The organism is Gottfriedia solisilvae (assembly GCF_002128405.1).
Lineage (GTDB): Bacteria > Bacillota > Bacilli > Bacillales > Bacillaceae_G > Gottfriedia > Gottfriedia solisilvae.
Map to the genome: position 1 here is coordinate 64728 of NZ_NETJ01000001.1, position 25104 is coordinate 89831.

Sequence of the window (25104 nt, forward strand, 5' to 3'; positions counted from 1 at the left end):
AATTCCCAACACATTATATGGCAATCCTCGATGTTCTTAGACTGTAGCGAATTCAGAAATCACTTCTAGTAAATATTGGTTTAATACTGATTTTAAGCGTTCTTCTCTGCCAGATTTGTTTTGGATTTCTCCTAAATTTAAAGCATAAGCTTCAAGGGAATTGAAATTAGCTTTGTTCTCTACAATTTCTTTACCAATACCATAAGTAAAGCTGTTATAGCGATCCTCGATAAAGTTTTCAAATACTTTATCTTCAATTAGCTTATTCGCTACTAATGTTCCAATCGCAAAGCTATCCATTCCTGCAATATGTGCATGGTACAGATCTTCCACGTCGAATGATCCTCTTCTTACTTTTGCATCGAAGTTTAGACCACCTCTACCTAAACCTCCATTTTTTAAGATTTCATACATTGCTAATGTTGTAGAGTAAAGATCTGTAGGGAACTCATCTGTATCCCAACCGATTAGCTTATCACCTTGGTTTGCATCGACTGACCCTAGCATTCCATTAATACGAGCAACACGTAATTCGTGTTCAAACGTATGTCCCGCAAGTGTTGCATGGTTTGCTTCAATATTAAATTTGAAATGTTTATCTAGGTTATTTGCTTGTAAAAACGCTAGACCTGTTGCTACATCAAAATCATATTGATGCTTAGTTGGTTCCTTTGGTTTTGGTTCAATTAAGAATTGACCATCAAATTCAATTTCTTTTGCATAATCTACTGCCATGTGGAAGAAGCGGGCTAAGTTATCTTGCTCAAGCTTCATATCTGTATTCATAAGCGTGTCATATCCTTCACGACCACCCCAGAATACATAGTTTATTGCACCAAGTTCTTTTGCAATTTCTAATCCTTTTTTCACTTTTGCTGCTGAATATGCAAATACATCTGCATTATTAGAAGTAGCTGCACCATTTACATAACGAGGATGAGTAAACATATTAGCTGTATTCCAGAGTAATTTAGTTTTGCTTGTTTTCATATAATCTTTTATCATTTCAACAATGATATCTAGGTTTTTGTATGTTTCACCTAGTGTATTTCCTTCTGGAGCTACATCTGAATCGTGGAAACAGAAAAACGGGACGTCTAATTTCTCATAGAACTCGAATGAAGCTTCTACACGTGCTTTAGCAAGATCCATACCTGTTAAATGCTTCCATGGACGTTGCATTGTTCCAGCTCCAAACGGGTCTGATCCATCTGCTGTAAATGTATGCCAATATGCAACAGAGAATCGTAGTAAATCTTCCATTTTTTGACCGTTAATGATTCTTTGTGGATCATAATACTTAAAAGAAAGTACATTTTTTGACTTTGGACCTTCAAATTTAATTTTATTAATGTTAGAAAAATAACTCATGTTTATTTCCTCCTAAAATAGTAGTTTTGGAATCTAACTTTTTATGTGAAACAACAATCCATGTACGCACTATTTTCTTATCTCCTGGCTCAATCCCTTGAATACCCGTCAATTCTGCTTTTACATTAAGGTTTGGTGCATTTGTTACCCATGTATAGGGTTCTGGACATAAGAATCCACTTTTTCCATCTTTGTTATAAACAACCCAATGTTTAAAGCTTTGATCAACGGTATAGTTAATTTCAATTCCTGATGAACCATATAATAGTTGAGCAGTTTGCAATCCCTTGTTGTTAGGATTAGATAAGAAAACATCATCTAACTTCATACCACTCAAACTCATCCCTTTGTTTAATTCATCACGGAATGAAATGTCTTCTAGTTCTCCCGTCGGTAAAAATCGTTCATTTAACTTCCAACGTTTATCGACTGAAAGCTTGAACAATGAGGTCTCTACAGGGAATAAGAAGCTAGTATGATAGCCAAATCCAAATGGGAGAACTTCACTACTTTTATTCATAATTTCTGCTTTTTTAGCAAATAAATTATCGTTTAATATATAGCTCATTCGTATAATAAAATGATGTGGAAATTGGACCATTACATCCTCATGCTTACTTGAATCAAATTTAGTTATAATGGAAATCGTTTCTTCATTTACCTCAATTTTAGAGACATCCCATTTTCTTGTATGAACAAAACCATGAATATGATTTTGTTTGTCTTGCTCATTAATATCAAATTGGTATGTTCTTTCACCAAAATGAAACTTACCCTTATCAATTCGATTAGGTGGGAATAAAATAGGTGTTCCAAACAGAACTGGGTATTCCCAAAATTCCGCTGAAGAGGAAGGAACTCTTAATAGCTCTGTATTTGTTTTTTTATCAACCATCGATATCAAATTTGATCCCCATCCAGGAACAATGATGATCTCTAATTGTTCATTCCCAGCTTTGATGGCCGCCTCTTCTAAAAAAGAGATTTCCTCGACATAGTTTTTCATCAATCTTCCTCTCCCAACTTTTCGTTCAAAAAACTCATACTTTACTAATCTTATTTTGCTTTATTCCAATTCGATTAAAGCTATACATTCCACAAAACATTAGAATCCATGCTACTGATACCATACTAAAAAATGGAATAAAGCCTGGTTGATAGACTAGTAAAAATAGAATCGCTAGTAAACTAATCAGCATAAGTAAGGTTATATGAAAGTGAAAAATGCTTAAAAACAACGCATTTTTCACATAATCCATCAGTTTAAATTCGTAATGGACATAAATCGGGAAAATGTAAAGTGTAATCATAAGATAAATAGCTGTAATGATTAATAGTGGTACGATCAATACGAATTGGACTGTTCCTTCAATCATTCGTATGAAAAAAACATCAAATAATATAAAGGCTCCGCTAAAAATGAGTAGCATTCCTAGTTTATTGGAGTTTTTAAATTCCTTGCGATAAACAGTAAGAAATGTTCTCCAAATTGGAAAATCTGTTTCTTTTAGTATCCACTTACGAACGATTGTAAAAAGCGCTACTGTAGCTGGGAAAATTCCAAGGACGATTAAACCTGCTATAGAAAACAGGAACCATAGTAAATTGACGTATGCAAACCTCATAATCCATTCACATATCGTAAACAGTTTCCCCATTGTTTTACCAAATAGCATCAAATCATCCCCTTTTTCTTAACTCATTAATCGCTTTATCTTTTGTCTTACCCTTTTACAGAGCCAGATGCGATCCCTTCAACAATTCGATTACTTAAAATAAAGAAAGCAATTAGTATTGGTAGGATACTAATGACTAAGGTTGCGCCTATAGCTCCCCAATCTGTCGTATATTGCCCAATAAAGTTTTGTATACCAACTGTTAGCGTTTTAAATTGATCTGAGCTAATGAATGTGTTTACAAAAACAAATTCATTCCAGTTGTAAATCATATTAATAATTGCCGCTGTAGCAATTACTGGTGATGTCATTGGCAACGTAATCTTAAAAAAGATATGGTTAATTGATGCCCCATCCATGATTGCCGCTTCCTCAACCTCCCTTGGAAGTGCCTCATAAAAACCAATTAGAATCATGATTGTGATTGGTAAGTTAAAGGCTGTATATGCAAGAATGACCGAAAGTGGGTTATCAATTAAGTTTATTTTTGTAAATGTATTAAATAATGGTATCAGCGTTGAATGAACTGGAATCATTAAACCGACCATAAATAATCCAAGGACAAGCTTACTTGCTTTCCAATTCATTCTTGTAATCGCAAAGGTTACCATGCTCGCTAAAACAACTGTCAAAACTACTGCTGCAATTGTATAAGTTACACTGTTAAAGAAATAGAGACTAATGTTTCCTTCAGTCCAAACCTTTGTGTAGTTCTCCCATTTGGGATTCTCTGGTAAAGAAAAAGGAGACATGTTGAATACTTCTTGGTTATTTTTTAATGAAAAAAGAAATAGCCAGATGATCGGAAAAATTTGAAATACCGCTACGACTATAAGGAAAAGATACATAAGCCCATATGCAATTCGACTCAGCGTACTACTTTTGTCTAGACTTGTTTTCTTTTCTGATACAATGGCTTGAGATCCTGTAGCTTTTACCGTATCCACCTAAAATCCCCCTTTCTTTTAATAAATGTCATCATTCGATTCAGTAAATTTACGTATAACCCAAGTAGCAACTAAACAGATAACTAATAAGAAGAATCCAATTGCACTTGCATAACCAAAGTCAAATCCTTTAAATGCTTTTTGATACATATAGGAAGCCATTACTTCACTAGAACCATTTGGACCTCCACCAGTCATTACGTAAATTAAGTCAAAGTATTTAAGTGATCCTACAACAGCAAGAACAATTGTTACTTTTACGACGTTCATTATTAAAGGTAATTTTATTTTTAAGGCAATTTGTATTGGGGTTGCCCCATCTATTCTCGCAGCTTCAATCAGTGAATCTGGGATGTTTTTAAGTGCTGCATAGTAAATAAGAATGTAGAACCCAGCATACTGCCAAATAATCGGAATAATGATCGCATATAAAGCTAAATTTGTTTCCGCTAACCATGCAGGCGGATTATCTACTCCAAGAGATACAAGGAGACTATTTAATATTCCATTTGTTGGGTGATAAATCTTTAGCCAAAGCTGAGCAATTGCAACAGAGGCAAGTAGCATTGGAATTAAATAAATTTTTCTCAGCAGGTCTGCACCTTTAATTTTTCCAGCAAGTATAAATGAGATGAACAAGTATCCTATTAAACTAACTGCCGAAAATACTGCTAATAAAAATGAGTGGAAGGCACTTTGCCAAAAAAGAGGATCATATAATAAGTGGGAATAATTCTTTAAGCCAATGAATTCCTTTTCCCCAATCCCATTCCATTTCATTAAGCCAAAATATCCCGTTTGTGCGATTGGAACATAAATCAAAGCAAGGATTAGAAAAAGAGCTGGTGCAATATAAAGAGCAATTATTTTTTTATTAGACATAGCTTTATTCATTTCGTTTCAACTCCTTCCCCTGTATTTGAAGAAAAAGGGACATACCAAAACGTAATCGATATGCCCTATTTAAGTAATAACTGCTTTCTTAACTTTGTTACCATTTAGGAAGTATGTTCGTTTTTTTCCACTCCAGTATGCTCGTTTTCCTTGGGGAGGGCTAAGCTACCTCGGCGTTTAGCTCCTGGGAGGATTCACAGGAGTCTCGCCCCTTACGCTACGATCAACGATTCATATTAAAATCAGAAATTATTTTTCTTCAGCTTTTAATGCTTCCTCATGTTGTTTTGCAAAATCTTTTGGTTTTACTTCATTTCCAAATAGGGATTGAATTAAGTTTAAATGTGTTTCTGCAACTGATGCGCTCATCTGAACGTCAGCAAATAGTGTTAAGTTACTTGCGTTATTTAATTCGTTTAATACATCAATATAAAGTGGTGGTAAATCAACTTTTGAAGTATCAACCTTTGTAGCTGGGATTACACCTGCTTTTTCAACAGATTGTTCTCCCCATTTTTCAACAAAGAATTTTACAAAGTCTTTTGCTTCATCTTTTACTTTTGAATGTTCTGCTACGAATAAACCAACACCAGGTCCGCCTACCCAGCTATTTACGTTACCTTTTCCACCTTCATAAGTAGGGAATTTAAAGAATCCTACATTATCACGGAAATCTTTTGGAATTTCTTCATTCGTTGTAAAGTTTGGAAGCTCCCATGTTCCCATTAAGTACATCGCAGCATTTCCATTTAAGAACTCAGATTTTCCTTCATCATTAGATAACCCATTGAATCCTTTATTAAACGCATCTTTTTTCACTAGGGTTTGAACTTCTTGTGCAGCCGATACAAGTGCTGGATCTTCAAACGATCCTGTACGATTAATTGCTTTGTTTAATACTTCAGCTCCACCAATTCGGTCAGCTAAGTACATATACCATAATGAACCTGTCCAACGATCCTTGTTTCCAAGGGCAATTGGAGCAACTCCATTTTTTTCTAACGTTTTTACAACATTTTGGAACTCGCTATAAGTTTGAGGCACTTCAAGATTGTATTTTTCAAAAATAGCTTTATTGTAATAAATTGGAGCGATGTTCAATTCTAGAGGTAAGCCATATGTTTTACCGTCTAGTGCGTAAGCTTCAGTCGTACCACTTACAAAAGAATCTTTTAAACCGTCATTTAACACATCATCTAAATCTGCAAAAAGACCACCTTGAACAAAAGGAGTCATATATCCTGCTGCCCATGTAAACCCGACATCAGGAAGTTCGTTAGAAGAAGAAAGTACTTTAATTTTGTTCTTGTATTGTTCATTTTCAAGAACCTCTACTTCAATTTTTACATCCTTGTGTTCTGCTTCATATTGCTTAATAATGTCTGATACAATTAAATTTTGCTGTTTAGAACTGCCAGCTGGCCAAAGGTGCATAAACTTAATCACTTTTTTGGAATCGCTTTCAGTAGAGGCATTATTAGAACTGCCACAGCCAGTTAAAACAGCCGTCAAAACTAGAACAAGTGCAAGCATTAATGAATACGCTTTCTTAAACATGTCAAACCCCCATTTTTTTAGATTTTCGTTACAATTAAATTCTAGCATTAAAAAAAAATCGCAGTAAGGTAACCGCGATTGGATAAAATTCCACTATTTTTGGATTAAAGGTTCATCAAGCTCTGTAATCTTTCTAAATTTACTTGGAGTAATTCCCTCGTAATCTTTAAAGATTTTGATAAAATATTTAGCTGTTTGATACCCTACTTCTAGAGCAATCTCTTCAATTTGCAGGTCAGTTGTTAATAAACGATTTTTTGCAAGTTGAAGTCTTTTTCTTGTCAAATATTCACTAAATGTAAGACCGATTTGCTCTTTAAATAAAACACTAAAATAGCTTGCATTTAAATGCACTGCTTCTGAAACTTCTTTTAACGAAATTTGTTTATTAATATTTTCATTGATAAAATTCTTTGCTTCTTTAATTGAATTTGATTGGTTCTCTGAACGATCAATTTTTAATAATTTTTGATCAGCTACCTTTTCCATATATTCAATACGTTCAATACTTGCTTCTCTTTCCAAAGCCTGCTCTATTGCTTCAATTAACTTTTGCTTACTGACTGGTTTTAATAGATAATTTACAACTCCGAGCCGTATGGCTTCCTGTGCATATTCAAAATCAGGATGACCCGAAATAATAATCGATACAAATTTATGACCTTTATTTTTAAGGGTTTCTAAGAGCTTTAGGCCATCCATTTCAGGCATGCAAATATCCGTAACTAGTAAATGAATTTTTGTTTTGCTCATCAAATCAAATGTATCTTGACCATTTGCAGCACTTAAAATTTCATATGTACCACTAGACCATTTTTCTAAAGTTTTCTTTAGACCTTGTCTAGTAGCTTGTTCATCATCAACAATCAGAATCGTCTTGGAATCCATTTTTACTCGCCACCTTTATCCGGAATCTCAAATATAACCATTGTTCCCTTTCCTACTTCACTTTTTAATCGAATACCTTTTAGGTCATAATGATCGTAATAGAGCTTAATTCTTTTATTTACATTCGTAAGTGCCATTCCCATTCCCTTAAAAGATGACACATTATCATTTTTAATTGCTAGATTAAGAGTTTCTAGTGTATCTTGTTCTATTCCTGGCCCATTATCTTCAACAGTGACCAGGATGTTTGAGGTATTTGCGATTCTTTGAATTTTTACAATCACACTACCCTGTCCTCGATTATTTTCGATTCCATGCATAATTGCATTTTCAACTAAAGGTTGAATTAGTAATTTAGGAATTTTAATGTCTAAAAGGTCAGGAGTGACTATTATTTCCGACATTAATCGTTTTCCAAGTCTCATTTTCATAATTTGTAAATATCGTTCAATATGCTCTAATGCTGCTTTAATCGTTACCCATTCGCCACTTTTTTCGTTTCCGATTGTATAACGGAATAAGCCTGACATTGCAATGACAATTTCCGCTAATTCCTCTTCACCTTTTTCATCTAATGACCAATAAAGTGCATTTAATGTATTGTAAAGAAAATGAGGATCTATTTGAGCTTGCAATGCTTTTAACTCAGTCTGACTACGTAATAATTCTTTCTCGTACACTACTTGAATTAAATGATTCGTATTTTCTACCATCTGATTATACGTTTTATTTAATTCAATAATTTCTAATGAAGAAGCGCTTTCTGTATTAATCTTTAGCTCGTCCATTTTTGCATTCTTCATAGTATTTGTTAGTTTTTTGATTGGTCGGGTAATCATCGTTGCTAGAATGATAGAGAAGACAAGAAAGATAATGAAACCAATTGCACCAGAGAATAGTGTCGCCTGTCTTACTGTTGAAACTCGCTCTTTTAAAAAGCTAGTAGGCTTCAATATAACAAGCGTCCAACCCGTTTTTGATGATGGTTGTTTAACAATCATATAGTCGGTTTTGTTTACCTTTATTGTTTCATACCCTTCAAGTAGAATATTCTGAATATTTATTCCGTAATGATCCGTTATAGGTGTTAAATCGCGATCAAGTAGCATCATATAACCCTTCTCATCTGGATTAAAATTACTTTCTTCTACTTGAAAATAACTATTCGCTATTTTTACAACTAAGTAGCCACCGTTTGAAAACCATCGATCCATTAAGCTAACTCTTCTTATTGCATAAGAATAATTACTATTTTTGGGATCCTTTCCTACCCAAACCAATTTTCCCTTTTCAGATTCCGCTAGATTTACCCACTTTTTATCTATTACAGTAGATAGTTTCTTATCTCCAAATGGATAAATTCTTTCACCTTCTGACGAATATAGTTCAAACGAAGAAATACCATTTGAATAAGCAAGGAAATTGTTTATCACTCTTATTAGCGATTGTCTTTTTGAAAAATCAACACTCTCACCATTCTTCAGTCCAAGTAATATTTGTTGTACTGTCCCATTTGTCATTAATTGATTAGATAATGTATCAATCTGCTTATAAAGAGTTTCCATTCTCCCGTTTGCCTCGATCGCAGTTTGTTTGATTTGCTTCTCTGTCGTATCTTTCATCAAAGTCCCAACTTGGTTATATACCATGATTGAAACAATTGATAATACGATCATCATGACAAACAAGAAAACGGCAAATATTTGATTTCGTAATGTGTTTAAGCTTTTTAACCGTAATTTGATGTTGACGATCGTTATCACCTTTTTCAATTTTAATTAATGTAAGGGTTTTCTTTGTTTTTATCATACTATATATTCCGAAAAATTAAATAACAAAAAACCTATCTGCTAATAACTTACAGCGATAGACTCTTTCTCAAAACGAATAGTTAATTAGTAATAGGCTCTTTAGGGTACTGATTAGAAATAAAAAATCCTGTCATTATTAAGGACAGGATTTTTACTAGTATAAATTTCTCATTAAGCTAGTTTATTTTAGTCATCCACCCTCTCTTTTTTAACATTATAAAAACACGAACCTTTTTGTGAATCATTTCACTTAAACTATACTGCCATTTAGTTTAAATGACAAACTTCACATTATAAAGTCACCACAGATACTTACTTGAAATCATATAACCACTTACCTTTTTCATTAAATCTGGTCATTCATTATTTGATTGTTCATTCCATAAGGAAAATGCACAATGACAAATTTATTACTTACTATGTCTATACTTAATACTTCTAATTTTACTTCAATAAAATAGGATGTATTTAAGTGTCCATCATGGTCAATTGAATACATCCTATTTATAATCGTTAATTCTACTCATTAAATGATTTGGGATTTTTTCTATTTTAAATAATCAATGATCCCAGCAACGATTGAATTTGTTGTGTTTGTTTGAAATTCATCTGAAGTCATACGCGCTTCATCAGTTGAATTTGAAATATAACCAAGTTCCAATAAGATTGATGGTCTTGAGTTTTCTCTTAAAACATAGTAGTCTCCTAAACTTACACCACGATCTCTAGCATCTAAGCCATTTTTAAAAATATAATCAAGAATTAATGCTGCTAATGGCTCGTCCGAATTTTTATTATAGTAACTTGTTATACCTTCAACTTCTTTCGTAAAAAAAGCATCGAAGTGAATACTAAGAAATAGATCTGCATTACTTTCTTCAGCAATATTCACTCGATCAGTAAGCGATATTTTCACATCATCATCACGGGTTAAGATAACATTAGCACCAGTTCGATTCATTAATTCATTTTGTATATTTTTAGCCATTGTTAATGTTAGGTCTTTTTCAATTGCTCCCCTTTGTCCACTTGCACCTATATCTTTTCCACCATGACCTGCATCAAGGACAATTGTTTTACCAGTTAATATCTTTTCAGAGGATGTATTTCTTTTATTTCTATTTTTAGTCGATGCGTGAGCTGAATTTTCTTTATTATTTATTAGTCCATTATCTTTAAGTTTAACGATTAAACCTACTATCATAATTGATAAGATTATAAATAAGAAGTTTCTAGACTTCTTTTTTTTCTTACGATTCATAGAATTTTCCCCCCAAGTTTTCTATCTTTTAGATATTAAATAGTGTAATTCTTATTAATGAAGACAAAATCAACTTTAGATAAAGATGAAATGAAAATTTAAAGTTCAAAGACGTCGATCATTCCAAAAATTTAATGAAAAGTGTTCGTTCTGGTTATATACCTTAAATGCATATCCTTTTGCTCTTAAATAGCTAATAATTTCAGGAAGTGCATCCAAGGTTGCCTGTTTTTCGTGTAGTAAAATGACTTCATTATTTTTGGTTGCTTGCTTCTTCACTTCATTAATAACTGTCGAAGCGTTAGCAGTGTTCTCCCAATCATGTGTATCTACATTCCAATCCCAAATTTTCAATCCAGCGTTAGCCGAATCATGACGAAGTTTTAAACTCAAACCTGGTCTCGACCCATAAGGAGCACGAACTAATCGAGTATTTTCTCCAGTCAAATGATTGATAATTGATAATGTTTGTTCCATTTCTGACACAAAAAAACCTTGTTTGTATAATCGGTTATAGTTATGAGTCATACTGTGAGCGCCGATATAATTCCCTTCTTGAACCGCCCTTTTTACAGCCTGCTGATGGTCATACAAGTTTTTACCAATCATAAAGAAAGTCGCATGTATTTTTTCCCTGTTAAGTACATCAAGGATTTGGTTTGTCAACGCACTCGGTCCATCATCAAATGTCAGATAGACTACTTTCTGATCTTGATTAATTTGTTGCTTGTTATTTGATTGATTGTTTTTATTTTGTTGCTCTTGAAGATTTGTCTTTTGACCATTTTGTTTTGGTTTAATTAGTTCCCCGACCTCTGATTTCTTAGCAGTTGATTGTTTAACACTGTTTTTAGAGGTCTTTATTTGTACCTGTTCGCTTACTGCACTTTTTGCTACATTCTCAACTGCAAATTCTTTCAATTTACCAATTAAATAGTAAATGAGTGAGAATATAAGAAAGACCGCACATAAACTTACAATCGCTCTTTTTATCATCCTTTTTTTCTTTCTTTTACGGGATTTCATCTCTCTTTCACCGCACTCTCCACTCCTTGAATATCATTACAATAAAGATAACGGTTCAAAATAAAGATGAGATGAAGATGAGATGAAGTATCAATTAAGATTGATATAAAATGAAAAAAAGACCAAAAATCTGGTTTTTACTATTTTTGGACATACAAAAAGAGACCATTTTTGAATGGTCACCAAAAGTTTTTTCTACTCGTTTAATAAGGTTATTACTCTGTTCTGTATAATTTCTACGTATCAAAAAAGCTTGGTGTTTCCAATGAAGTTTTTTTAAAAAAATGATGAAATTTTAAACTAAATAAAGTGTGGTTAATTCAAGGGATGTTAGCTTGAAATAAAAAATCGCCCTTTTAACAAGGGCAATCCAACAAAAGAATAGTATAGGTAATTTTCCCAAACACATTTTCATTATTTTTTATTTAAATAAAAGTAAAATAATACGCCATCCGATGTATTCATGACCCCGTACTGCGCACCATGTAGTTCTAATATATTTTTCGAAATGGCAAGCCCTAACCCAGTACTTCCTTCTGAACGATGTCGAGACGTATCACCGCGATAAAAACGGTCCCAAACCTTATCTAATTGCTCATTTGGAATATGTGATCCTTTATTTTCGACGCAAACTTTCACTAGTTCATCGTCTATTGTCGTTGATATATAAATATGTTCATGATTTGAAGTATAACGGATCGCATTTGTCATATAGTTCGTAATGACTTGTTCAATTCGATGTTGATTTGCGAATACTTCGATTGATACTAAATCTTTATGAATGGTAAGTTCCTTTTTTTCAATTTCTAAAGATAATTGACTACAGATCAGATTAATTACTATATCAATAAAAAATGTTTCCATTTTCATTTTATACGTTCCAGACTCGTATTTTGCTAGTTCAAGCATATCGACAATTAATAAATTCATCTTGTCGACTTCTTTTTCCATCGCTTCAAAATAGTAGTCCTTCTTATGACTAGCAACACCATCTTTTAAGATTGAAATACAGCTTTTCATAATACTGAGCGGGGTCTTCAATTCATGTGAAACACCTGAAATGAATTCTTTTCTTGTATTTTCCAATTGTTTTTCTTTCTCAATATCTTGCTTTAGTTGTGAGATATGAGAATGTAGTGTATTTGAAAGTAAATTTATATTCTGAGATAAATCGCCTATTTCATCTTTCGAATGATATTCTATTCGTTCCGAAAAATCTAAGTGCGCAATTTTTCTAGTTGTATCGTTAATTCTTAATAATGGTCTCGCAATTTTAAATGAATAGTAAATGGACGCTAAAATTGTAAGAAGTAAAACAAACGCAATTATATAGACAAAATAATCTTTTACCATTTGTACTGCCTCGTCTACTGGTTGTAAGGAGGCCATTGAAAAAATATAATTTGTTTCACCATTTTGATTTTTGATTGGATCGATAAAAAGTTTATATTTAATGCCATTTTGTTCATAATCAAGCGTTTTGAATGTTGTGTATTTGTTTTCTTCTTCAAATAATAAGCTCGATTGGAATTCATTAATACGATCCATTAATAAACTATTACTATATATGATGCTTGAAACATCATTCCGATTAGGAATTCTTACATCTTGTATAATTCCTTTTAATCGATTGATTTGGAAATTAGTTTTATATTTTTGAGTTAACTCCATTTTCTGTTTTAGATTAAATTTTTTACTATCAGATTGAATCTCCTTATCAATGTTAGTCCAAATAAGCTGATTTACCCAATATGTATCAGTCTGTAAAGAATATAGATAGAATGGAATCATTTTATTATTTTTTTTAATCGTAAAAAGATCAACAGACTCACCTTTTGAAATGGTAGGAGGATCTTTTAACATATCTTCGGTTTCTATTAAATGATAAAGCGGTATCTTTAATATTTGATTTGTATTCTTTTTATCTCCTTCTATCTTAATTTCTGCATAATAATCATTTGCGGTTTTTATATTCCCATTTTGATCTAATGTAGTAATCCATGTGTTTTGTGCACGATAAAAGTCTTGCTCTAATTGTTGGATTGCTTGAACATTACCTTCGCTTTTAAGGTATTGTTTCTCAAATGATTTGATACTTGATTTCAGATCATTTACTTTTCTATTCGCATAGTATTGTTTAAAAAAGATTGTTTGACCAATATAAATAGATCCTGTAATTAACAAGCATAAAGTTGTTGTTAATAAAAACAGTTTTAAAACTATCCCAAATTTCATACACTTTCCTCAAACTTATAACCTGTTCGAATGATCGTTGAAATCAGTTTTGATTTACTACCTAATTTCGTCCGTAAATTACGTATATGTGTGTTAATTGTTCGATCATCACCGTTGTAGTCATAGCCCCAAACCTTTTGCACGAGTTGTTCCCTTGTAATCACGATCCCTTGGTTCTGCATTAAATAGGTTAATATTTCAAATTCAGTATGGGTTAAATTAATATTTTCACCATCTACTTGGACTTTTCGTGAAGAAAAATCGACTGATATTCCATGTTTAGATAATGTATCTTTTAAGGTCTCATTCTTTTTATATCGACTTTCAAGCAAACGTTTAAGTCTTGCCAGCAAAATTGGAGGACTATAAGGTTTTGTAACATAATCATCGGCACCTAACTCAAATCCAAGTAATGTATCATCTTCATCCACCCGTGCTGTTAACATGATGATTGGTACATTTGAAGTTTTACGTATTCTTCTACAAACTGCCCATCCATCGACTTTTGGCAACATGATATCAAGAATAATGAGATGAAATTCTTGTTCTTGAAACAATTCCAATGCTTGTTCACCATCGATCGCTTCAATTACTTCGTGACCTTCATTTACTAAATAATCTTTCACTATTTCACGTAAAATCGTTTCATCTTCTACGATTAAGATTTTATATTTCATGGTATTTACACGCTCACTTTCTATGCTCTCCCATACTTATATTTTATCCAACATGGAATTTTATTAATTAGTGATGTATCTATTAATCCTTGGCTCCTGATAACTGTATTCCTTTGATTAAATATTTTTTTGTGAATCCAAATATTAATAACATTGGCGCCATATAGAGAATAGATGCTGCGAAACCAATACCTCTTGTCTCTTCTATTATTTGAGATAAATAAAGTGACAATGGAAATTTAGAAGGATCATCTAGAAAAATAAGTGGTTGTTCAACCATGTTCCAATAATCGGCGAATAATAAAACGACTAGCGCAGCAAGTCCTGGTCGAATGAGTGGCAATATGATCTTCATAAATATGGAAAAGTGACTTGCCCCATCTATTTTTGCAGCCTCGATATAAGAATAAGGAATCGTCATGACGAATTGTCTAAGCATAAATACACCAAACGCTCCAAATACTCCAGGGAAGATGATCGCGCCAAAGCTATTTAAGAGCCCTAACTTGTCCGCTATCAGATAATTCGGTACAAGTGTTACTTGAAAAGGCATCAGCATGGTTACCATATACACCAAAAATAACGTATCCCTTCCTTTGAACTTTAGTTTTCCAAAGACATATGCCGCAAGTGATGCAACAATCAGTTGACCAAGTATGATTGGGAATACCATTAATACTGAATTCCCATAAAATTTCATATTTGATTGTTCTTTGTCTATGAATGATTGTTTCTTGTCAAAAAAGGCTTTATATTGTTCAAACGAGAACTTTTCAGGGAACAGCTTCAAATGGCCGAACGACTCTTTGTGTGCAATGTTATCTTGTTGAATTTCACGATCAGATGGATAGTTTTGACTAATTTCATTCTCTGTCATAAAAGAATTTGATAATGTAAAAACGACTGGAAAAACCATCATTGCTGCCATAAGCAATAAAAAAAAGGTTAAAACCCATTTACGAATTAAAGTATTTCTTTTCACCTTCTTCACCTCTCTTCTTAACTCATAAACCTTCGATATCGACGTTCAATTGCGAAGAACACAAACACTAGCATTAAAATACATAAGACCATTAATGACGCAGCAGCAGTCAGTTTTTGAACATTCAAAGATGCAAACATATTGTTCATATAGTGCTGAATCATATAAATTCGATCAAAAGGATAATCTCCTGCAATTAGATAAGTTTCACGAAATACTTTAAAGGAGTTAATAATGCTCATTAAAAGTACAAAAAACATTGTTGGAGTTAAGTATACTAACGTTATCTGTCTAAATTTAAAGAAACGACCTGCGCCTTCCATGTCGGCTATCTCATAGTAATCTTTTGGTATATTTTGAAGGCCAGCCAAGAATATGATCATGTTGTAACCAATGTTTTTCCATAAATAAACAACTGATACAACAGCGATCGACCAATCTGATTTCATCCAATCGATTTGAGAAAAGCCTAAATTCACCAACCAAGAATTAAGAGTGCCGTTCCAATCAAATAATATTTGCCATAACATCACAATTGAAGCGACTGGGACAACAATTGGTAAGATGAATGAACTGATAATCACATTTTTAAACAGTACTGTTTGATGTAAGCAAAGTACCAGTAGTAAAGAAATGCCGATTACAAGTGGGACATTGATCGCTTTAAACCAAAATGTATTTGACGCTGCCTTTAAAAATGAGCTACTTGTTAATAGCTCTTTATAATTGAAAAATCCAACAAATGAACCACCAACCGCTCCATCTTTAAATGAATAGATCGTACCTATTACAAATGGAATCAGATAGAAAAGGGAAAAACCTATCAAACTAGGTAATAAGAAAAATGCTGCAACCCTACCGTCGTTATTTAATCGTTTATGCATGTTCATGTACTCACTTCTTTCTATTACTGAGTATTTATAATTTGAGAAATAATTCTGCTCGGAAAGAAGTATATCCTAATGAGATAAAGATGAGATAAAGATGAAATAAAGATTTGGCGAAATGTATTTAAGCAACAAAAATAAAAGCTAACAAATTGTTAGCTTTTTAAACTTTATTTTTTATTTTTTTATATCTAATGTTTTTCGCTATCTGATTCAAATATAGGCATATCACTTCAATAAAAATAACAATTTTTATTATCTACATAGGTCTACTTACTAAACATATCTATATAATATAAATTTGCGCTTATTACTTTCTTTGAATGGCTAGCAGATCAAAAACTATGCAATCCTAATGTAACTAATATAACTCTTGGAGAATTAGATGTTCTCTCTACAACATAAAAAAAGATCCTTCTTAAAAGAAGGATCTTTTTTATGTTAATTATTACAATTACTTCATCTTAAACCGTTACTGACTGGTTTGTTACATATTTTACAATATTACTTGAGACTTTATCTCGCAATAATTATTCAAACAAAGCTTTATTTAATTAGGTTTAACTATAACAGGAATAATTATTTTAATTCCTTCATATTCCGCAAATATCACAGCCGCTCCTTCTGATTTCGCTACTATCCTATGATCAGCGGTCACTTCTGCTACTTCCGGACTAGACGTACTCCATGTAACTTCAGCCGTAACTTCTTTAATCGTTCCATCACTAGACATAGCATGAATAGCTACCTCATTTGTTGAGCCTATTGAATTTACGATATAACCCGGCGAAGAACTTATTCCTAAAGTAAATGTAGGATACTTTTCTACGACTTCCACATTAATTGTTGTTGAAACACCATAAAAGGTAGCAGTTATCGTAGTTTTTCCAACAGCATGCCCAATGATATGTCCATCTGCTGAAATCGTTGCAACTGATTCGTCCGAAAATGTCCATTTTACTTGGTTAGTAACCTCAAAAAGGTTAACGCCAATTCGTGGAACAAAACCAAAAAAAGCATATATAGCTACATCCTTTGATTTATTAGGTTCTAACATTACATTTGGAGAATTTGAAAATAAAAGATTAGGCTTAACGTTTCTTATCCAAACAGAATCTTTCAAACCTCCATAATTGAAATAGATGTATGCTTGACCAGGACCTACCCATGTAACGACCCCGTTTTGATCAACAGTTGCTACGCTCTCATCGGAAGATTCCCACTTACCTTCTAAATCAACCTGAGTTATATTATGATCTGTATATTCCGCATAAGCGTTCACATCTACTACAGGAGCACCTGCCTCAGGCTGATTATCTACTCATTAATTTTTTATAATCTTTATGGTTTAACGATAACAGGTATAATTATTTTAGAACCATCATATTCCGCAATGATTACAGCGGCTCCTTCAGACTTCGTTTGGATCTTATGATCAGCGGTCACTTCCGCTACTTCCGGATTGGAACTAAACCATTTTACATCAGCTGTAACGTCTTTTATCGTTCCATCGCTTGACATAGCATTAATGACTATATCATTTTTTGAACCTGCTGAATTTACGATATAACCAGGCGAGGAACTTATACCCCTAGTAAATGTAGGATACTTTGCTACAACTTCAACATCAATTGTCTTTGACATTCCATAAACAGTAGCAGTTATTGTCGTTTTTCCTACAGAGTGAGCAATGATATGTCCATCTGCAGAAATCGTTGCAACCGATTCGTCCGCCACCGTAAATTTTGCTTTGCTATTAAGATTATAACAATCACAATTTCCATCTCTGCCATGATGACCAAAGAAGCCATTAATTGAGATGTCAGTGGACTTATTAGGTTCTAACATTACATTTCTAGTTGTCCATTTATTGTTTTCAGCCCAATATAAATCTACAGGTATAGTGTTTCTTACCCAAATAGCATCTCTCAAACCATAATAATTGAACCAGATGTATGCTTCACCAACGCCGACCCATGTAATGACTCCGTTCTGGTCAACAGTTGCTACACTTTCGTCGGAAGATTCCCATTTCCCTTCTGTATCAACCTGAACGATATTCTGATCTGTATATTCAGCAAACGCGTTCGCATCAATAGTTCCTTCTTCAGGGTGTAATATCATCCCATTGCTACTATTAGTTATCGCTTCTACTATATTTCCTGCTTCAGGCTGTATTATCATCCCCGCGCTAACAATTCCTACTAAATTTACTGGTCCAGCTTGATCTTGTACTTTTACTGGAATTTTAATAGAAGAGAAACCTGCAATTGTTGCACTAACCGTCGTTTTTCCAGTATTCATTCCAATAAATTTCCCGTCGTTAACACTTACAACTGTAGGATCCTCTGTTGTCCATTGAATTGACTTCGTTATTTCTTTTTGAGTTCCATCATTGTATTGAGCAAAAACATGTACTGGATATAGCTTATCTTTTTGAACAACAATATCCAATGAGGAAGCAAGCAAGGACTCAATTTTTAAATCTTTTATTGACGCATCATTCCCAGAAAGAATTGAAACATTCAAGATTTTTGTGCTTGTTCCGTAATCGATAAGTACCTGAGTTGTTCCTGCTGCTACTGCTGTAAGGACCCCATTCTTAACTGTAACTTTGTCCGGGTCTAATGTTGTGAATCTTGAGTCTGATGTAACGTCAGCAGTTGAACCATCCTTATATTTTGCTTTTACAGAGAACGAATGCGTGTGCTCAGATAAACTAAAGGTAATATCATTTTCACTAGGAATAAGATCAACAATTTTATTTGCAAAATCTTTAGAAGGTTCATTTGAAACGACAATTGAAACCTGCTTTGAGTATCCAGAGCTATCTACGGTAATGTTTGTTGTACCAGTGCCTACAGCTGTAAGCAGGCCATCCTTATTTACTTTAACAACATCAGGATTAGATGATTTATATACCGCATATGAAGTCGAATTTGATCTGTCTGAATAGGTCGTTTTTACCTCTAATTGCTGCTGTTGATTTACTACCATATTTTTCATATCTGGTGTAACAGAAATTGATTCAGGGTTTGGAGCCTGCTTCTGACCGTCTTTATCCGTGACTGCCACCGGGATATCTACAAAGTAACGAAAATCATTATAGATAGCATGCAAGACAGTTGTGCCACTTAATTGACCAATAACTTTTGATACACCACCATATTTTCGGGAAACTGAAGCTACGTGGAAATTGTCGCAGTACAATTCAACGGAATCTGTTACATCCTCAGTACTCCCATCACTATAAATCGCATTTATTTTAATAGGCGTTTCTTCACCTATTCCTAAAGAGAGGTTTGGTTGAGAAGCTGTCAAACCAATAACTCTAGGAGTTGTAAGCTTATTGGTGACAGTAACCTCAATTTTAACTGGAGGAAGAACATCTGAACGATAGGAAGCTGTCACAAACGTTTTACCTGTCTTACCTCCAATGATATATCCTGAATCAGTAACCGTTGCAATGCTGTTATCTTCGACTGTCCATTTGACATCATTAGGATTTACATTTTCAACTAAAGTCATACCACCTTCTGATATTCCATTAGTGAATACTTCGGTTAAATTAATAGGCCAATTTTGTCCTGGCATTAGTTCAACTGTAGGTTCATCAGCTATAAGCTTTGTAGGCTTAACAACATTAACAAGTACAGCACCAACCAACTTATCATATTTAAAATAAATATAAGCTTGGCCGATTCCAACTGGGGTTATTTGACCATCTTTACTTACCGTAGCTACATTTCGATCTGTCGTTGTCCAACTTCCTAAAGAAGTAACCTCTTTATTCCCCTCCCAGGGGTTCTTTGTACTGGCACCTACTTGAACCGACTTATCAGAGGTTTCTAACCTCAACATGTCAGCCGACATGTACAACGCCGTTACATTTTCAGGAATATCTCTTATCGAAGCAAAGAAATTTATTTGTGGAAAATTTGCGTAAGTTACTTTCATTGAAACATTACCTGGTGAAATTCCTTTTAATACACCTTTTTCAACCAATGCAATTGAAGGATCTCTTGATTCCCATTTAGCTAATTTCGTTACGTCTTCCATCGAGCCATCGCTATAAAGCGCTTTCAATGAAATAGGGCGCTCTTTCCCTTCATCTATGTATGTAACTTGATTCGCCTCTAAAACAAGCGATACAATTTTTTTACTTTCTGAAGGATTTGACAATTGACTTAAAACTTGAGCATTTTTCGTAACATTTACTTCTATGTTTAAGACTGCATTACCAAGACTGAATTGTAAATTTGTAGACCCAACATTTACTGCTGTTAGTCTTCCAGTTTCAACAGTTACAACTTTTTCATCTAGTGATGTCCATTTTCCTAACGCTGTAACATCTGCTTTACTACCATCCTTATACTCTGATTCAACTTTTAAATCGTGGTGACCTTGAGAAAGAGAGAGCGAGACTGTTGATTCACTCGGAATGAGTTTTACAATCTCCTTCGTTGGTGGGCTATTAGTTGCTCCAGCTGCCTTTTCAGTTGAGGCGAAAACCAAACTACTAAATAGAGACATGAATAAGGTTAGTACGAGTGTTAATGAAGTAATTCGTTTTGTCATCTTTGTTCTCATTTGTTAACCTCCAAATTTTTTTTATATTGGTCAACCTGTAAATACTGGCTGATAATATTCATAGTACGAATCATTAACTTGTGTTTGCTGCTGTATTGTTTCTATTTTTCAGCATAATCTAACGAAAAAAATTATACTATTCAAAATGTTAAGGTAATTATATGGTGATATATTTTTTTAGTAAATGACATTATCGTTATCATAATGATTCATTTCAGTTATCAATAAAGGAGAATAGGACGAGATTAATGGAGGAAAAATCCATATAAGTCTAAGCTTTTAAGTTTCTTTGACTACAAACCAATTTAATTTGTACAATGTTTTAGTAGCTTGGGTAGTTAGCTATTTAATAAAAAATAGATAATTTGTCACATGTTGCTTCAATTTAGTTTTAATAAAAAAACCACCTTTCTCAGGTGGTTTTAAATATACTTCCAATCGATATTCTTCCCATCGTAACTTAAAAGCACTGACTTCCCTTGAATATTCGTCTCCAAATTAACGCCTCTACTCGATAACTGATGAATATATGGCAATACTTTTCAACATATTTCGCATCTGGCTCAGTTTTCAATTTACGGGGTTTCGAAAACTTTCTTCTTTTAAAACCTCGTAGAATGCTTGTCAAAATGTGTAAATAAAATGCAAAGATAATGATTTAAATACTCTCACCATGATCAAGCTTCCTTTTTTGCCACAATAACTTGCTTGACCATCTTTTTATTATTTAAGAAACGTGATAATCCAAAAGTTGTAATACTTGCAAACACAACACTTAACGCACTGAACCATGTAATTGAAGATAATGATATTTGCCCCACAATTACACCACCTAAACCTGCACCAACCGCAAATCCTAATTGCATCATCGATTGGTTCAGACCTAGCAACACATCTGAGGATTCAGGTGATATCGTTGCTAGATTATATTGCTGAGTTGCACCTATTGACCAGCCTGCAAATGACCAGACTGTCAAGATAATAATTACTGCAATAATTGAATGAGAAATGAATGAAAGCACGACTATAGACGCTAAGTTTACAAGTAAGCCTCTTTTTAATGTAAAAATTATGCCTCTTTTATCTGCACTTATGCCACCTAATTTTGAACCAAATAAGCTTGCAACTCCAAGAACAAGTAAAGTAATGCTTAAAAGATGATCACTCATACCTACTGTATTTACAAGGAATGGAGATAAATAAGTAAAAATAATCCCGTACCCTGTCATCGAGAAGAAGGTGATAGACAATGCTAAAGCAATTTTTGGTTTTTTGAACATTGCAATTTGTCTCGTTAAAGGGACTGATGCATCACCATTCATTTTTGGTATTGTATTTAAAACAATTAATATGACAATTAAAACTAATAATGCGATACCAATAAATACAAATTTCCATCCATAAGTAGATGTAATAAAACGTCCAATAGGAACACCAATGATTAATGATGCGGTAAACCCCATGACAACTGTTGCAATTGAACTTGCTTTTTTATTAGCAGGTGCTATCTTTGCTGCGATACTTAAAACTGTAACGATAACTACTCCTGTACTTAAAGCCATAATAATGCGAGCAATCATAAATAATCCATAGCTTGGAACAATTACCGAAAGAAAATTCCCTATAATAAAAACAAACAACATATAAATCAGTAATTTACGTCTTTCCATTTTAGCCGTTAATACCATTAATATAGGTGTACCGATTGCATAGGCTAATGAAAAGACTGTTATTAATTGGCCGGCCGCTCCAATTGACACTCCTAGAACATCTGCCATTTTATCCAAGTTACCTGAGATGTTGTACTGTGATGTACCAACTAAAAAACTTATTAATGATAAAATATAAATCTTTGCTGTATTTGACATGTGAAATTTTCTCCTCAATAACGTATTAATTTCTGTATTTCTATAAACACTGAAATAAAGTGTGAAATAAAAGAAGCTATATAAGCTTCTTTCTATTCTAGAGCTTTAAATTAATGTATTAAGATGCTTTTTAACATCGTATTCTACTATTTTTTTCCCATTTTTTAAACGATGTATAAAATCAGGATTAGAAATTAATGGACGACCGAAAGCAGCAACATCAATTATTCCTTCTTCAATCGCCTGATTCGCCATTTCTGGATTTAATGTGCCTACCCCAATAATCACACCATCCCAGTATTTTCGAACTAATTGATGCATCGTTTTTCCATTTGCAAGCACTCGATCAAAATGCATAATCGAAGGGTGAATCATCGTTGCACCCGCTTCTTTAAATGCTTTAACAAATGTACGAATAGCCATTTCTGGATCTTCCCACATGTAATTTGGTATATCTGCTTTATGAGCAGAGAATCGAATCATTGTTCGGTCTGTACCGATTGCGGCGATAACTGCTTTAATTACTTCCTTCATGAACGTTAATCTTTGATTAAGGTCTCCACCATATTTGTCTGTACGATGATTTGTTATATCTGAATTAAATTGGTCAATTAAGTATCCGTGGGCACCGTGAATTTCCACACCGTCAAAACCTGCTGCTATTGCATTTTTCGCAGCTTGTGCATATTGATTAATTACTTCATTAATATCTTCAAGTGTCATTTCTTCTGGAACATCATATGGCTTACGGAAACGAGAGACAAGACCTTCAGCTGGAATAATTGATGGTGCTTGAGGTGGCAGATTTCCAGCAAGCTCGTGATGAGATAAACGACCAACATGCCATATTTGAGCGATCATTGTTCCTCCCTCTTTATGCACAGCTTCAGTTACTTTTTTCCATCCCTTAATTTGTTCGTCTGAATAAATGCCTGGAACTCCAGGATAACCTTTACCACGAGGACTAATGACCGTTCCTTCTGAAATGATTAAACCAACTCCATCGGCAGCACGTTTTCGGTAATATTCAACAATATCATCTCCTACTACGCCCGTCTGATCATCTGCAAAAGTTCTTGTTAAAGGGGCCATTGCGATTCGAGAGCGTAAATTCCAAGCACCGATTTTTATCGGTTCAAACAATTTACTTTCTAAACCATCTTTTAAATAACCCCAAGTATTTGTTTCTTTGCTAATTTGACTCATATTTTTTCCTCCGTTCATTTTAATTATTCTGTATTTCTACAAATACTGAAATAGAAATTAAAATAATTCCGCTTTAACATTAAAGTAAAGCGGGGGCGTATTGTGCAAGGACCTCTCGTTGTAAACTGTAATATCTGAAGGTTCCCTCTCTGCGAACTACTAATAATCCGCAATCGAGTAATGGTTTTAAATGATGCGTTAATGTTGAATTGGCAGGACCATTTAATTGATTTGCCATTTCCAGGCAAGCTAACTCTGATTGCCCTGCAAGTAATTTAACGATTTGTAAACGAGTTGATTCACCTAGTGCCTTGTAGACTTTTACTGCAATATCATCATTCACCGTTAAAAACCTCCTTTCATCATTTATTATTTCAGTATTTCTAGAAATATTGTATTTAATTCGAGATAATATGTCAAGAGAGTGGTTTATAATTTACCTACTTTCTTTTTTCAATTTATATCAAAATCCCCTTTTGTTCTTAACTATATTTTAAATTGCACTCGATTATTGAGATAAATACACCCTGTTAATGGTATTTTTGTAAATATACATCATTTTCACTAAGTTAGTTGATGAACTAATTAAGAAATTATATACAAAATTATTATTCAATATTTAATTAAATGTCCCTGTTCTTATTCAACTATCCTGCCAGATAGTTTCATAAAAAATGTTTCTTTACGTTCAGAGTTTAATAAAGAAATTTCAACACACCAACTTAGACACTGTAGCTATTAGCTGATTTTATTGAAGAACGATAAACAAATATCTAAAATAATTGTAAAACCTATTGCACCAGACTTTGAGTTAGGTTTTATTTATATCTTCTAATAAATGCTAAAGTAAACTACTCCCCTTGCTTAACAATTTGGTCCAATCGTGGATAAACGTGCTTGAATTTAGGTTATACAATATAAAGATACGATTCAACTTGTGAATGTTCTCACTTAAACTAAACTGCCATTAGTTTAAGTGTAATTCTTCATAATATAATACTAAATTAATAATCAATTTCTGTTTAATAAGAAAAAGATTTTTTGCAAAATAAAAAACAACTTGCTAAGATTTCGATACCTAACAAGCTGTTTAATACAGACTATATTCAAAGTGCAGTTTCATCTTTATTTGTCATATACAATTTATTCTTTAACTACTCTCAATGTTACTTCAAGCATTTTTTGAAGCATATTTTTGCCAACAGTATCTTGAAGCATATCTTTGCAA

The 25104-nt window shown here is 33.3% G+C and carries 20 protein-coding genes; all 20 read right to left on the minus strand.

Features of this window, described 5'->3' with window-relative positions; genetic code table 11:
* Positions 1–36 precede the first annotated feature (36 nt).
* Positions 37–1371, minus strand: coding sequence for a xylose isomerase (xylA, locus tag CAB05_RS00220; protein WP_087997755.1), 1335 nt, complete (start codon positions 1369–1371; stop codon positions 37–39).
* On the minus strand, positions 1355–2377 hold the full coding sequence (locus CAB05_RS00225) for an aldose 1-epimerase (RefSeq protein ID WP_087997756.1): 1023 nt from the start codon (positions 2375–2377) through the stop codon (positions 1355–1357). Before CAB05_RS00225 ends, xylA begins: the two co-directional genes overlap by 17 nt.
* Before the next feature lie 34 nt (positions 2378–2411).
* The gene (locus CAB05_RS00230) at positions 2412–3047 is read right to left on the minus strand and encodes a YesL family protein (RefSeq protein ID WP_087997757.1); all 636 of its coding nucleotides are present in this window, start codon (positions 3045–3047) and stop codon (positions 2412–2414) included.
* Positions 3048–3094: 47 nt separating this feature from the next.
* Complete coding sequence (locus tag CAB05_RS00235; RefSeq protein WP_371870373.1) at positions 3095–3994, minus strand: carbohydrate ABC transporter permease; 900 nt, start codon at positions 3992–3994, stop codon at positions 3095–3097.
* A gap of 18 nt (positions 3995–4012) precedes the next feature.
* Positions 4013–4888, minus strand: a complete 876-nt coding sequence (locus CAB05_RS00240) for a carbohydrate ABC transporter permease (RefSeq protein WP_087997758.1) — start codon at positions 4886–4888, stop codon at positions 4013–4015.
* 249 nt (positions 4889–5137) lie between these two features.
* Positions 5138–6445 (minus strand): extracellular solute-binding protein, encoded by a 1308-nt coding sequence (locus CAB05_RS00245; protein WP_087997759.1) that lies wholly within the window; start codon positions 6443–6445, stop codon positions 5138–5140.
* 93 nt (positions 6446–6538) lie between these two features.
* Positions 6539–7333, minus strand: a complete 795-nt coding sequence (locus CAB05_RS00250) for a response regulator transcription factor (protein WP_087997760.1) — start codon at positions 7331–7333, stop codon at positions 6539–6541.
* 2 nt (positions 7334–7335) lie between these two features.
* A complete protein-coding gene (locus tag CAB05_RS00255) occupies positions 7336–9096 on the minus strand; it encodes a sensor histidine kinase (protein WP_235821358.1) in 1761 nt (586 codons plus the stop codon).
* A 394-nt stretch (positions 9097–9490) separates the two neighbouring features.
* Entirely contained in the window at positions 9491–9643 is a 153-nt protein-coding gene (locus CAB05_RS21950) for a hypothetical protein (RefSeq protein ID WP_158093131.1), read from the minus strand.
* 48 nt (positions 9644–9691) lie between these two features.
* Positions 9692–10405, minus strand: a complete 714-nt coding sequence (locus CAB05_RS00260) for an N-acetylmuramoyl-L-alanine amidase family protein (protein ID WP_235821325.1) — start codon at positions 10403–10405, stop codon at positions 9692–9694.
* Positions 10406–10510: 105 nt separating this feature from the next.
* Complete coding sequence (locus tag CAB05_RS00265) at positions 10511–11431, minus strand: polysaccharide deacetylase family protein (RefSeq protein WP_235821326.1); 921 nt, start codon at positions 11429–11431, stop codon at positions 10511–10513.
* A gap of 414 nt (positions 11432–11845) precedes the next feature.
* The gene (locus tag CAB05_RS00270) at positions 11846–13666 is read right to left on the minus strand and encodes a sensor histidine kinase (protein WP_087997762.1); all 1821 of its coding nucleotides are present in this window, start codon (positions 13664–13666) and stop codon (positions 11846–11848) included.
* Positions 13663–14343, minus strand: a complete 681-nt coding sequence (locus tag CAB05_RS00275; RefSeq protein WP_087997763.1) for a response regulator transcription factor — start codon at positions 14341–14343, stop codon at positions 13663–13665. The genes CAB05_RS00270 and CAB05_RS00275 overlap by 4 nt, the downstream gene beginning before the upstream one ends.
* Before the next feature lie 82 nt (positions 14344–14425).
* The gene (locus tag CAB05_RS00280; protein WP_087997764.1) at positions 14426–15325 is read right to left on the minus strand and encodes a carbohydrate ABC transporter permease; all 900 of its coding nucleotides are present in this window, start codon (positions 15323–15325) and stop codon (positions 14426–14428) included.
* 17 nt (positions 15326–15342) lie between these two features.
* Complete coding sequence (locus tag CAB05_RS00285; RefSeq protein ID WP_087998583.1) at positions 15343–16209, minus strand: carbohydrate ABC transporter permease; 867 nt, start codon at positions 16207–16209, stop codon at positions 15343–15345.
* Positions 16210–16762: 553 nt separating this feature from the next.
* Positions 16763–17494 (minus strand): Ig-like domain-containing protein, encoded by a 732-nt coding sequence (locus CAB05_RS00290; protein WP_087997765.1) that lies wholly within the window; start codon positions 17492–17494, stop codon positions 16763–16765.
* A 59-nt stretch (positions 17495–17553) separates the two neighbouring features.
* Positions 17554–20802 carry an Ig-like domain-containing protein gene (locus tag CAB05_RS00295; protein WP_087997766.1) on the minus strand — a complete coding sequence of 1083 codons (3249 nt, stop codon included), beginning with the start codon at positions 20800–20802 and terminating at the stop codon, positions 17554–17556.
* A gap of 677 nt (positions 20803–21479) precedes the next feature.
* Entirely contained in the window at positions 21480–22670 is a 1191-nt protein-coding gene (locus CAB05_RS00300) for an MFS transporter (RefSeq protein WP_087997767.1), read from the minus strand.
* Between the two features lie 105 nt (positions 22671–22775).
* Positions 22776–23876 (minus strand): alkene reductase, encoded by a 1101-nt coding sequence (locus CAB05_RS00305; RefSeq protein ID WP_087997768.1) that lies wholly within the window; start codon positions 23874–23876, stop codon positions 22776–22778.
* 79 nt (positions 23877–23955) lie between these two features.
* Positions 23956–24219, minus strand: coding sequence for an ArsR/SmtB family transcription factor (locus tag CAB05_RS00310; protein ID WP_087997769.1), 264 nt, complete (start codon positions 24217–24219; stop codon positions 23956–23958).
* Between the last annotated feature and the right edge of the window lie 885 nt (positions 24220–25104).